12 protein-coding genes are annotated in these 11,729 nt (G+C 64.5%); 3 read left to right on the forward strand and 9 right to left on the reverse strand.

Features of this window, described 5'->3' with window-relative positions; genetic code table 11:
- Positions 1-55 precede the first annotated feature (55 nt).
- The 5 genes from recG to exbB all read right to left on the reverse strand — a co-directional run bounded on the left by recG (position 56) and on the right by exbB (position 5,287).
- Complete coding sequence (gene recG / locus E8E75_RS23845) at positions 56-2,131, reverse strand: ATP-dependent DNA helicase RecG (RefSeq protein ID WP_153919119.1); 2,076 nt, start codon at positions 2,129-2,131, stop codon at positions 56-58.
- Positions 2,128-3,066 (reverse strand): hydrogen peroxide-inducible genes activator, encoded by a 939-nt coding sequence (locus tag E8E75_RS23850; RefSeq protein WP_153919116.1) that lies wholly within the window; start codon positions 3,064-3,066, stop codon positions 2,128-2,130. The genes recG and E8E75_RS23850 overlap by 4 nt, the downstream gene beginning before the upstream one ends.
- 86 nt (positions 3,067-3,152) lie before the next feature.
- Positions 3,153-3,881 (reverse strand): energy transducer TonB, encoded by a 729-nt coding sequence (locus E8E75_RS23855; RefSeq protein WP_153919113.1) that lies wholly within the window; start codon positions 3,879-3,881, stop codon positions 3,153-3,155.
- Complete coding sequence (exbD, locus tag E8E75_RS23860; RefSeq protein ID WP_120653925.1) at positions 3,878-4,303, reverse strand: TonB system transport protein ExbD; 426 nt, start codon at positions 4,301-4,303, stop codon at positions 3,878-3,880. Before exbD ends, E8E75_RS23855 begins: the two co-directional genes overlap by 4 nt.
- Positions 4,304-4,306: 3 nt before the next feature.
- Positions 4,307-5,287, reverse strand: coding sequence for a tonB-system energizer ExbB (gene exbB, locus E8E75_RS23865; RefSeq protein ID WP_153919110.1), 981 nt, complete (start codon positions 5,285-5,287; stop codon positions 4,307-4,309).
- A 213-nt stretch (positions 5,288-5,500) separates the two neighbouring features.
- On the opposite strand from exbB, the gene E8E75_RS23870 reads away from it, so the two are divergent.
- The 3 genes from E8E75_RS23870 (at position 5,501) to E8E75_RS23880 (ending at position 8,010) form a co-directional block, all read left to right on the forward strand.
- Positions 5,501-6,352: an NAD-dependent epimerase/dehydratase family protein gene (locus tag E8E75_RS23870; RefSeq protein WP_153919107.1), complete on the forward strand. Its 852-nt coding sequence runs from the start codon at positions 5,501-5,503 to the stop codon at positions 6,350-6,352.
- Positions 6,353-6,354: 2 nt separating this feature from the next.
- The gene (locus E8E75_RS23875) at positions 6,355-7,155 is read left to right on the forward strand and encodes an AraC family transcriptional regulator (protein WP_153919104.1); all 801 of its coding nucleotides are present in this window, start codon (positions 6,355-6,357) and stop codon (positions 7,153-7,155) included.
- 228 nt (positions 7,156-7,383) lie between these two features.
- Entirely contained in the window at positions 7,384-8,010 is a 627-nt protein-coding gene (locus E8E75_RS23880; protein ID WP_120653928.1) for a LysE family translocator, read from the forward strand.
- Between the two features lie 54 nt (positions 8,011-8,064).
- On the opposite strand, the gene E8E75_RS23885 is transcribed toward E8E75_RS23880, so the two are convergent.
- The 4 genes from E8E75_RS23885 to rpoZ are packed head-to-tail and all read right to left on the reverse strand — an operon-like array spanning position 8,065 to position 11,696.
- Positions 8,065-8,799, reverse strand: coding sequence for a hypothetical protein (locus tag E8E75_RS23885; RefSeq protein WP_153919099.1), 735 nt, complete (start codon positions 8,797-8,799; stop codon positions 8,065-8,067).
- Between the two features lie 55 nt (positions 8,800-8,854).
- Positions 8,855-9,235, reverse strand: a complete 381-nt coding sequence (locus E8E75_RS23890) for a RidA family protein (protein WP_077524919.1) — start codon at positions 9,233-9,235, stop codon at positions 8,855-8,857.
- 28 nt (positions 9,236-9,263) lie between these two features.
- Positions 9,264-11,372, reverse strand: a complete 2,109-nt coding sequence (spoT, locus tag E8E75_RS23895) for a bifunctional GTP diphosphokinase/guanosine-3',5'-bis pyrophosphate 3'-pyrophosphohydrolase (protein WP_120653930.1) — start codon at positions 11,370-11,372, stop codon at positions 9,264-9,266.
- 60 nt (positions 11,373-11,432) lie between these two features.
- Positions 11,433-11,696 carry a DNA-directed RNA polymerase subunit omega gene (gene rpoZ, locus E8E75_RS23900; RefSeq protein ID WP_120653931.1) on the reverse strand — a complete coding sequence of 88 codons (264 nt, stop codon included), beginning with the start codon at positions 11,694-11,696 and terminating at the stop codon, positions 11,433-11,435.
- Between the last annotated feature and the right edge of the window lie 33 nt (positions 11,697-11,729).

Below are 11,729 nucleotides of genomic sequence, written 5' to 3' on the forward strand. Positions count from 1 at the left end.
TAACGAGCAGGTTAGAAGAGGTCGGGGCGAGGCGACGATTGAGCTGTGAACTGCATCACACTTGGCCGTACTGTTGGCCGTGACGCAACCAGCGCTCCAATAGTGGACTGACATGCTGAGGCCAATGGGCCAGCAGGGCCTGGGCCGCGTCGCGTACGGCGGGCAACAGATCGGCATCACGCATGAGGTCGGCCACCTTGAACTGCAGCAGGCCGGTCTGGCGGGTGCCGAGCATTTCGCCGGGGCCGCGCAACTCCAGGTCCTTCTCTGCAATGACGAAGCCGTCGCAGGTCTCACGCATGATCGCCAGGCGTTCACGGCCGAGCTGTGACAGTGGCGCGTGATAGAGCAGCACGCAGTGGCTGGCGGCACTGCCCCGACCAACGCGGCCGCGCAGCTGGTGCAATTGGGCAAGGCCAAGCCGCTCGGGGTTCTCGATGATCATCAGGCTGGCGTTGGGCACATCCACGCCCACCTCGATCACGGTGGTGGCCACCAGCAGTTGCAGGGCGCCGGCCTTGAATTCGGCCATCACCGCGGCCTTCTCAGCGGGCTTCATGCGTCCGTGGATCAGGCCTACGCGAAGTTCGCCAAGGGCCGAGGAAAGCTCTTCGAAAGTCGTCTCCGCTGCCTGGCAGGTCAGCTCTTCGGATTCTTCGATCAGGGTGCAGACCCAATAGGCCTGGCGCCCTTCGTGGCACGCCGCACGGACCCGCTCGATCACTTCGATACGGCGACTATCGGCCACCAGCACGGTGTTCACCGGGGTACGGCCGGGAGGCAGTTCGTCGAGGATGGAGGTGTCCAGGTCGGCGTAGGCGCTCATCGCCAGCGTTCGCGGGATCGGCGTGGCGGTCATGATCAGCTGGTGCGGGCAGAGGCGCCCGTCCACGCCTTTCTGGCGCAGGGCCAGGCGCTGCTGGACGCCGAAGCGGTGCTGCTCGTCGATGATCACCAGGGCCAGGCGCTTGAACTTCACCTCATCCTGGAACAGTGCGTGGGTGCCGACCACCATCGGTGTACCGCCAGCGATTTGCTCGAGCGCGGCGGCGCGGGCCTTGCCCTTGAGCTTGCCGGCCAGCCAGGCGACTTCGATGCCGAGCGGTTGCAGCCACTTGGTGAAGTTGACGTAGTGCTGTTCGGCGAGGATTTCCGTGGGCGCCATCAGTGCCACCTGATAGCCGGCCTCCAGGGCCTGCAATGCGGCCAGGGCGGCGACCACCGTCTTGCCGGCGCCGACGTCGCCCTGCACGAGGCGCAGCATGGGTTCTTGCTGGGCCAGGTCGTAGGCGATCTCGGCGCCAACGCGCTGCTGGGCGCCGGTGGGCTGGAAGCCGAGGTTGGAAAGGTATTGCGCGGGCAGTTTGCGCGCCGGCGGCAATGGCGGCGCGTGCTGGGCACGCAGGCTCTCGCGAAGGCGTTGCAGGGACAGCTGATGGGTCAGCAGTTCCTCGAAGGCCAGGCGTTGCTGCGCCCAGTGCTGGCCCTCGGCGAGTTCTTCCAGGTCGGCGTCCGGCGGCGGGCGGTGCAGGTAACGGATGGCCTCGTCCAGCGAGCCCAGGTGGTAATCGCGCGCCAGTTCCTTGGGCAGCCAGTCCGGCAGGCTGTGTGGGCCGAGGCGGGCCAGGGCGAGCTGGCTGAGGCTGCGCAGGCGCTGTTGGGTCAGGCCTTCGGTAGTCGGGTAGATCGGAGTCAGGGTCTGCTCCACCGGCGGCGCCTCGTCGCCGCTAAGGGCGCGGTACTCCGGGTGGTAGATCTCCAGTCCTGTGGCGCCGGGGCGGACTTCGCCATAGCAGCGCAACTGGGTGCCGCGCTTGAGACCTTCCTTCTGCGCCTGGCTGAAGTGGAAGAAGCGCAAGGAGAGGGTGCCGCTGCCATCTTGCAGGCGTACCAGCAGGCTGCGGCGGCGGCCCATGACGACGTCCGCACCGCCGACAATGCCTTCCACTACCGCATCCTGGCCCGGGCGCAGCTCGCCAATCGGGGTGATGCGGGTTCGGTCCTGGTAGCGGGTGGGCAGGTGGAAAAGGATGTCCTGCAGGTTTTCCAGGCCGACCTTGGCGAGTTTTTCCGCCAGGGCGGCACCTACGCCCTTGAGCGCGGTGACCGGGACTTGCGCCAGCTCGGTCATGCCGGCTGCGGTTCGCCCTGGGTTTTCGGGTGAGCCACGGAGCAAAGGCGGATCGAGTCCGCCAGCACTTCGATGGCGCGCGGGCGCGGGAAGCTGGCACGCCAGGCGATGGCCACCGTGCGGAAGGGCACGGGCGGTGTCAGCGGGCGGATCTCGATGACGCCGGGGGCATAGTGATGGCTGTCCACCGCCGAGAACGGCAGGATCGATACGCCGAGGCCGGAAGCAACCATGTGACGGATGGTCTCCAGGGAGCTGGATTCCACCGTGGTGTGCTTGGCGCTGTCTTCACCACCCTTGCGCAGGCTCGGGCAGGCTTCCAGCACCTGGTCGCGGAAGCAATGGCCTTCGCCCAGCAGCAACAGGCTCTTGTCGTTGAGCATCTCGCTGTCGATGGATTCGCGCTCGGTCCAGGGGTGCCCGAACGGCAGTAGCACGTAGAAGGGTTCATCGTAGAGCGGCTTGGTCAGCACATCGGCTTCGACGAACGGCAGGGCGATGATGATCGCGTCGAGCTCACCAGTGCGCAGCTTGTCACGCAGGATGTGGGTGAAGTTCTCTTCGATGTACAGCGGCATCTGCGGGGCGACCCGGTGCAGCTGCGGAATCAGATGCGGAAAGAGGTAGGGGCCAACGGTGTAGATGGCGCCAACCTTGAGCGGCGCGGCGAGCTGGTTCTTGCCGGCCTGGGCCATCTCGCGGATGCCCTGCGCCTGCTCCAGCACCTTCTGTGCCTGGGTAACGATGCCCTCGCCGACCGGGGTCAGGCGCACTGCGCTCTTGCTGCGCTCGAAGATGAGCACGCCGAGCTCGTCCTCCAGTTTCTTCACCCCGACCGACAGGGTCGGCTGGCTCACATGGCAGCGCTCGGCGGCACGGCCGAAGTGCTGTTCCTGGGCGAGGGTGACGATGTAGCGCAGTTCGGTGAGGGTCATAGCATTTATCCATTGAGGTCCGGCAAGCATAGCGGCTGGAGTCAATGGAACCAAGCGCCTGCGCGAGGTGCGCAGGCGCTTGGGAGTCAGCGGCGGTCCAGCGAGTAGACGAAGGGCGCGACCACTTCGAGGGAGCCGTTGTTGAGCAGCTCCGGCGGGGGCGGGGGCAGCGGCTGGGCGCGACGGATCATCTCCAGGGTGGCACGGTCCAGCGAAGCGCTACCGGACTTGCCGACCAGGGTGTAGGAGGTCACTTTGCCTTCACTATCGACCACGAAGCGCAGGCGGTTGACCCCTTCGAAGCCGCGGCGGCGGGCATCGTCCGGGTAACGCTTATAGCGAGCCAGGTGCGCCAGCAGCTTGCTTTGCCAGGTCGGCTTGGCGTCCGAAGGTGCGCTGGAAGCGGCCTGCTGCTGTGCAGCGGGCTTGGTGTCGCTCGGGGTCGTGGTCGGCGCGGCGACGCTTTCCTTCACGCTCTCGGTTTCCTGCGGCTTCTCAGGCTTGGGCTCCGGCGGTTTCGGCCTCGGCGGCTTGGGCTTGGGTTTCGGCTTGGGCGCGATGGCGATCTTCGGCTTAGGCACTTCCACCAGTTTGGGCAGCGGTTCGGGTTCGGGCTCGACCTGGGGCGGTGGCGCCGGCAACGGAGCTGGAGCCGGCAGCGGCTCCAGCTCCACCATCATGGCCGCCGGCGGCAGCTCGATCGGCTCGGCGTGAGGGCGCCAGTAGAGCGCCCAGAGGCCGAGGCCGATGTGCAGGCCGAGCACGACGACCAGGCTGACGCCCCATTGCGACAGCTTGCGTTTGCCTTGGCTCATTTAGTCCCGACCGTCTCGAGTCCGACCAGGCCGATCTTCAGGTAGCCGGCGTTGCGCAGGGCATCCATGACTTCCATCAGGCGACCGTATTCGACGACCTTGTCGCCGCGCACGAAGATGGTCTTCTCCTTGTCAGCCTTGGTCAGCTTGTCCAGCACGCTGGCCAGTTGCTCTTCGGTGACCTGCTCGTTGTCCAGGTATAGGCTCTTGTCTTCCTTGATGCTGAGGTAGATCGGCTTGTCCGGCCTGGGCGCGGGCTTGGCGGTGGAGGCGGGCAGGTCGACCTTGATGTCGACCGTCGCCAGGGGGGCCGCCACCATGAAGATGATGAGCAGCACCAGCATTACGTCGATGAAGGGGGTGACGTTGATCTCGTGGGTTTCCTGGAGATCATCGCCCCCATCGTTCAGATGGATTCCCATGACTCAGCCTACTTTCACCATTTGCGGAGACTGGCCACGCTCGGCCGTGTGATGGTCGAGGTCGCGGCTGACCAGCAGCAGGACCTGGGCCGACGCGTCGGACACCTGCGCCTTGTAACCGGCGATGGAGCGAGCGAAGACGTTGTAGATGACTACCGCCGGGATCGCCGCGACGAGACCAAGGGCCGTGGCCAACAGCGCTTCGGCGATACCGGGGGCGACCACGGCGAGGTTGGTGGTCTGGGATTTGGCGATGCCGATGAAGCTGTTCATGATGCCCCAGACGGTGCCGAACAGGCCGACGAAGGGTGCGGTGGAGCCGATGGTAGCGAGCACGCCGGTACCCTGGCTCATCTGACGACCGCTGGCGGCGACCAGGCGCTCGAGGCGGAAGCTGACGCGTTCCTTGATGCCTTCTTTCTCGCGGGTGTTGCTGGAGAGCTTCACCTCTTCCTGGGCGTCCTGCACCAGCTGGTGGGAGATGCAGGTGCCGTTGCTGACCTTCTGTCCGGCTTCGTTCAGGGTGCGGGCGGATTTCAGGGTGCCCAGTTCACGGCGCAGGCGGCGCTTGGCGGCGAGCAGCTCGAAGCCCTTGGCGATCCACACGGTCCAGGTCAGGACGGAGGCCAGAGCCAGTCCAATCATCACGGCCTTCACCACGATATCGGCGTTCTGGTACATGCCCCAGGGGGACAGGTCGTGGGCTAGCGTCAGCTCGCCTTCCGCCCCGGCTGCCAGCGGGTCGGTCGGAATGGCGTTCGGGTCCAGGGCGGCAGCGTCGGCCTGCACTGCGGTGCCGCCGGCGGCCGGGGTGGCGGCGGTGTTGGTAGCATTGGCCTGGGCAGCGGCGGGCTGGCTCGCGGCGGCCGGCTCCTCGGCAAAGGAGGCGCTGGGTACCAGCATCATGCTGATCAGCAGGGCTGCCAGCAGGCGAGGTGGGCGGGAGGCAATGTTGGGCTGTACGTTGCGAGCGTTGGATTTCATGCTGGCCGGACCTGAAGGAAAGGAAGCGATTTCGTCCAACGGCATTGAGGTAGCAGCCTGGACCGAAGGGTTCGCATTATTGCAAGTAATTCTTGTTTGTAGAAGTGACTATTTATCGATCACATTGCCGTTTGGCGATTCGAAGGCGTGCCGTGAGTGATTGGCGATTGCCTGCCATGGCCCTATCCTGAGGACTTTTTCGGAGTTTTCCCGATGTCCGCTTCCCTCCTGATCGCCGGCTGCGGCGATATTGGCAGCCGCCTGGCTACCGAGATGTTGCAGGCCGGCTGGACTATCCATGGCCTTCGCCGCCAGGTTTCGGCGTTGCCAGCGGGTGTGTTGCCGGTAGCTGGCGACCTCGAGCGGGCCGACTGTCCGACGGGCTGGCCCCAGGGGACCCTGGACTATCTGGTCTACAGCGCGGCGGCCAACCAGCACGATGAGGCCGGCTACCGCTTGGCCTACGTCGAAGGCCTTCGCCACGTGCTCGCGTGGTTGGCTCAGCACGGCCAGGTGCCGCGGCGCGTTCTGTTTGTCTCCAGCAGCGGGGTTTATGGTCAGCGAGACGGCGAGTGGATCGACGAGACTTCCCCGGCCGAGGCCGAGGGTTATTCCGGCCAGGTCATGCTGGAGGCCGAGCGCCTCGTCCTGGGCAGCGGCATTCCCGCTACCTGTGTGCGCCTGACGGGTATCTACGGTCCTGGACGCGAGTGGCTGCTCAAGCAAGTGCGCATGGGCTATCGCGTGGTCAGCGAGCCGCCGCTCTATGCAAACCGTATCCACGCTGACGATTGCGCCGGCTTGCTGGCTCATCTGCTCAAGGCTGATGCCGACGGTGTGGCGCTGGACGATTTTTATATCGGTGTCGACGATACGCCGGCTCCGTTGCACGAGGTTGTGGGTTGGTTGCGCGAGCGGATGGGCGTGACGGAGTGGGCCGACGAGTCGACAGTACGCCGCTCCGGCAGCAAGCGCTGCAGCAACGCCCGCGCCCGAGCCCTGGGCTGGACGCCGCGTTACCCGAGCTACCGCGAAGGCTACGGGGCGATCCTCAGCGGAGCCTGAACATGGATGCCAACCGCATGCTGGCTCGCCCCTGGTTACCGGGGGTGGAGTTGTTTCATGCGGATTTCTCCGGGCAGCCCTTTGGCCGTCACAGCCACGACGCCTTCGCCATTGGCGCCATCCTGCATGGCGTAGGCGGCTATCAGTGCCGGGGTGAACGCCATGCGCTGCCGGCGGGCACTCTGTCGCTGATGAACCCCGAAGAGCCCCACACCGGGCATGCAGAATCCGAGCGGCTGATCTATCGCATGCTCTACGTCGAAGAGTCGCGCCTGCCGACCCTGCTCGGGCGCAAGCGCTTGCCCGATGGGTTTCGCGAGTTGAATCCGGCCGATGACGGGCAGGTGGCGGCCGGACTGGCGCGCTTGGCGGCGGAGTTCGAGCGTGGCGATGCGCTGGCGCTGGAGAGCGAATTGCTGGATGTGCTTGAACTGGTGTTCGTCCGCCACGGCGGCCTGCGTGCGGCGGCACCCGCATCCCGGGATGGCGGTGTGACGAATTTCCTGCGCGACTACCTGGAGGCTCACTACGCTGAGGCCGTGAGCCTCGAGCAACTGGCCGGGCTGGTGCAGCGACATCCGCGTCATCTGATCGACGCATTTCGTCGTGCCTACGGTGTACCGCCGCACACCTACCTGCTGCAACGCCGGGTGCGCGAGGCCAAGCGCCTGCTTTTGAGCAATCAGCCGCCACTGGAGGTGGCGCTGTCCCTGGGTTTTTACGATCAGGCCCACTTCTCCGGTACATTCAAACGCTTCACCGGCGTGACGCCGGGGCAGTTCCGCCGAGCCGCGCGTACCTGAGAGCCTGTTCACGATCTGCTGCGCGTCGACCATGCCGCGTTAAAAGCAGGCCCGGAGTGTTCATTTACAACTCGTAAACTAGCGTGCGAGCCCGGCCCGCTTCCTCGCCTGCTTTCGCCTTGCATGGCTCTAGCTCGCGAAACCGTGATCAGACTCTGAGTTTTCTCCAAGACCGCTTGAGCCACGGACTTCGACACTGTCCGCAGCACTTCACGGAGGCTCGAAGCCATGCTCGCGTTGTTCCTGCTGGTCGCCAGTACCCACTTCGCTGCCCTGCTGTCGCCAGGGCCCGATTTCTTCCTGTTGCTGCGGGCCGGACTGGTCAATGGCCTGCGCCACGCGGATGGTGCTGCGGCGGGCATCGCGCTGGCCAATTTGCTGAGCATGCTGCTGGTCTTGCTGGCCCTCAGCCTGTTGCCCGCTTCGAACGGGACGTTCTGGCAGGTGCTGCAACTGGTTGGCGGTGGCTATTTCATCTGGATCGGCACCCAGGCGCTGCTGGCGACCCGTGAGCTGGAACTGCCGCAGGCCAAGGCGGGTGGGCATGGATCGTGGCGGCTCGGATTTTTCGAGGGGCTGCTGGCCAGCAGTCTCAATCCCAAGCTGCCGCTCTTCTATGCCGGACTGTTCGGTGTGCTGCGCAATGCGGCTATGCCCGGCTGGGGGCTGGTCATGAGCATGGGCTGGATGACAGTGGTGGTGCTGTTCTGGGATATGGCGCTGGTGCGATTGCTGGACCACCCGCGCTGGCGTAGTTGGCTGCAACTCCGGGTCCGGGCGCTGGATAGGTTTTGCGGCGCGTTGTTGCTGGCGCTGGGGGGATGGCTGGCGATCGGGGTGATGGGTGGCGTATAGGTTGGCGCTAAGTGGAGCGAAGCCCAATATGTGTTCGTTGGGCTTCGCTACGGTTCAGTCGCGCTCCAGCAGCCAGGCACGCTTGCCGGGGGCGTACTCTGGCATCTCGTCGATATGCGCACGGTTACGCGCTTCGAGGATTTCCAGCTCATCACCATCGTGGACGAAGATCCAGGCCGCACCCTGTTTGCCGTTCTGTAGCCAGATGCTGTCGTTCTCGCCGCTCATCGCGGCGCAGTCGCCAGCGAGGCAGAGGGCATAGCGATCAGCGCCCGGGAGGCCTTCCAGGCTGCCATCAGGATTGAACTTGACCAGGCCGCCCTGGCCTTGCCCTTCGACGATTTTCCAGGTTCCGCCGAGATAGGCGGAGTAGAGCGCGTGCTCGAATGCGCTGCCAAGCGGTGCCCCTTCGGCAGGATTCTGGTCCGGATGGACGAAGCGTTGTTCGGGGAGGTTATCGCTGGCTTTCTGCACCAGTTCCTTGCCGTCCACTTCAAGTTCTTCGTGGTAGTCGCCGTAGAAGTCCACTCGCCAGCCGTCATCTTCCTGGGCCGCGAGGCGCCCTTCACCCAGTTCGAAGCCATTGCTGTAGTGGGCCTCGCCGGATTTCTGGTCGATCTGCCACTCCAGGTTCGGGCCATAGGCGAGCAGGGACTCGCGTAACTTGCCCTCTTTGGCTGCGGCATTGATGGCCGCCTGGTTGATCCAGATGCCGCTCGGGTCTGATGACGTGCTGGAGCAGCCGCCAAGAATGGCCGCACAGAGCAGCAGGGGGAGGGTGTGACGCATGACGGATTCCTTCCGGAACGATGCCACGGACCGAGCGGCCCGTGGCAGAGGTAACTTATTCGAGGACCAGGATGGCGTCCATTTCCACCTGGGAGCCGCGCGGCAGCGCAGCTACGCCAATGGCGGCGCGAGCCGGGTAGGGCTGCTCGAAGTAACGACCCATGACTTCATTGACCTTGGCGAAGTGGGACAGGTCGGTCAGGAAGATGTTCAGTTTGACGATGTCCTTGAAGGAACCGCCCGCGGCTTCGGCCACGGCTTTCAGGTTCTCGAAGACCTGCACGGTCTGGGCTTCGAAGCCTTCGACCAGCTCCATGGTTTTCGGGTCCAGCGGGATCTGGCCGGACATGTAGACGGTGTTGCCGGCCTTGATGGCCTGAGAGTAAGTGCCGATGGCGGCAGGGGCCTTGTCGCTGCTGATGACGGTCTTGCTCATGAGAACTCCTTTGGGCTCTTGGGATCAGCTACGCCCGCACGCGGGTGATGCGGATCACCCCCTTGAGCGCGCGCAGCTTCTTGATCACTCGGGCCAGGTGCACGCGGTCGTGCACGCTGACCACCAGCTGGACCACGCTGATGCGGCCATCGCGCTCGTCCATGCTGATCTTCTCGATATTGCCGTCGGCGGCATTGACACTGCTGGCCAGCAGGGCGATCAGGCCGCGCTGGTGCTCCAGCTCGACGCGCAGCTCGACGTTGAATTCGCCGGCAACGTCCTTGGCCCACGACAGCTGGATGCATTTCTCCGGGTTGTGTCGGATTTCGCTGATGTTCTTGCAGTTCTCAAGGTGCACCACCATGCCCTTGCCGGCGGAAAGGTGGCCGACGATGGGGTCGCCCGGAATCGGCGTGCAGCACTTGGCATAGCTCAGCACCAGGCCCTCGGTGCCGCGGATTGCCAGCGGCCCCTCGGGGTTCGGCAGCTGTTCGCCGTCGCTGGCCAGCAGGCGGCGGGCGACTACGTAGGCCATGCGGTTGCCGAGGCCGACGTCTTCCAGCAGGTCTTCGATCACGTCCAGGCGGTACTCGCCGAGGACAGCCTGGACGCGTTCGGGGCTGATCTTGTCCAGATGGCTCTCGAAACCGGCCAGAGCCTTGTTCAACAGGCGTTCGCCGAGGCTGATGGATTCGGAGCGACGCTGCTGCTTGAGGGCGTGGCGAATGTGAGTACGTGCCTTGCCGGTCACGACGAAGTTGAGCCAGGCCGGATTCGGTCGCGCGCCGGGCGCCGTGACGATTTCCACTGTCTCGCCGCTCTGTAGCGGTTCCGAGAGGGGCGCCAGGCGGCGATTGATGCGGCAGGCGATGCAGGTGTTGCCGACGTCGGTATGCACCGCGTAGGCGAAGTCGACCGCGGTGGAGCCTTTCGGCAACTCCATGATGCGGCCCTTGGGCGTGAACACGTAGACCTCGTCGGGGAAGAGGTCGATCTTCACGCTCTCGATGAATTCGAGTGAGTTACCGGCGCGTTGCTGCAGTTCCAGGATGCCCTTGACCCACTGGCGTGCCCTGGCATGGGTGCCCTTGGGCTGGTCGTCCTCGGTGGACTTGTACAGCCAGTGGGCGGCGATGCCGTTGTTGGCCATCTCTTCCATTTCACGGGTGCGGATCTGGATTTCGATGGGCACGCCGTGCATGCCGAACAGGGTGGTATGCAGCGACTGGTAGCCGTTGGCCTTGGGAATCGCGATGTAGTCCTTGAAACGCCCCGGCAGCGGCTTGTACAGGTTGTGCACGGCGCCGAGCACGCGATAGCAGGTGTCGACCTTGTCGACGATGATGCGGAAGGCGTAGACGTCCATGATCTCGTTGAACGCCCGGCGCTTGCCGCGCATCTTCTTGTAGATGCTGTAGAGATGTTTCTCGCGGCCGATGACCTCGCCTTCCATGCCTTCGCGGCGCAGGCAGTTGGTCAGCGACTCCTCGATCTTGTTGACGATTTCCTTGCGGTTGCCGCGGGCGCGCCGCACCGCCGCGCGAATGCGCTCCGAGCGCATCGGGTGCATGGCCTTGAAACCGAGGTCCTCGAACTCCACGCGCATGCTGTGCATACCCAGCCGGTTGGCGATGGGGGCGTAGATTTCCAGGGTTTCCTTGGCAATGCGCCGGCGCTTCTCACCGGATAGCACTTCCAGCGTGCGCATGTTGTGCAGGCGGTCGGCCAGCTTGACCAGGATCACGCGGATATCGCGCGCCATGGCCATGGCCATCTTCTGGAAGTTTTCGGCCTGGGCTTCGGCCTTGGACTCGAAATTCATCTGGGTCAGCTTGCTGACCCCATCCACCAGCTCGGCGACGGTCTCGCCGAATTGCGCGCAAAGGGCTTCCTTGGCGATGCCGGTGTCCTCGATCACGTCATGCAGCATCGCGGCCATCAGGCTTTGATGGTCCATGTGCATGTCGGCGAGGATGCTTGCTACGGCAAGCGGATGAGTGACGTAGGCTTCACCGCTGCGGCGGCGCTGGCCGTCGTGGGCTTGCTCTGCGTAAAAGTAGGCTCGGCGCACCAGGTTGACCTGGTCGGCGCCGAGATAGGTCGAAAGTCGATCGGCGAGGGCGTCTATGCTCGGCAAGATGTCTCTCCTTGCCGACCTTCATGACCCTGCGCCGTGCGACGTCGACCAGGCATGGATTCAGAGGGCCTCGTTGGCCTCGTCCTCGAATGCGGCGAACAGCGGCTCTTCTTCAACGATGTCTTCCTGGGCGACGACTTCATAGTCGACCAGGCCGGCAGCGATTTCGCGCAGGGCGACTACGGTCGGCTTGTCATTTTCCCAGGCTACCTTCGGCTCTTTGCCGCCGGTGGCCAGCTGACGGGAACGCTTGGTAGCGAGCATGACCAGCTCGAAGCGGTTGTCGACATTGTCCAGGCAATCTTCAACGGTAACGCGGGCCATGGTGTTCCTCGTAGCACGAAATGAATGGCTGAT

The organism is Pseudomonas sp. BN606 (genome assembly GCF_029873115.1).
Taxonomy (GTDB): Bacteria; Pseudomonadota; Gammaproteobacteria; order Pseudomonadales; family Pseudomonadaceae; genus Metapseudomonas.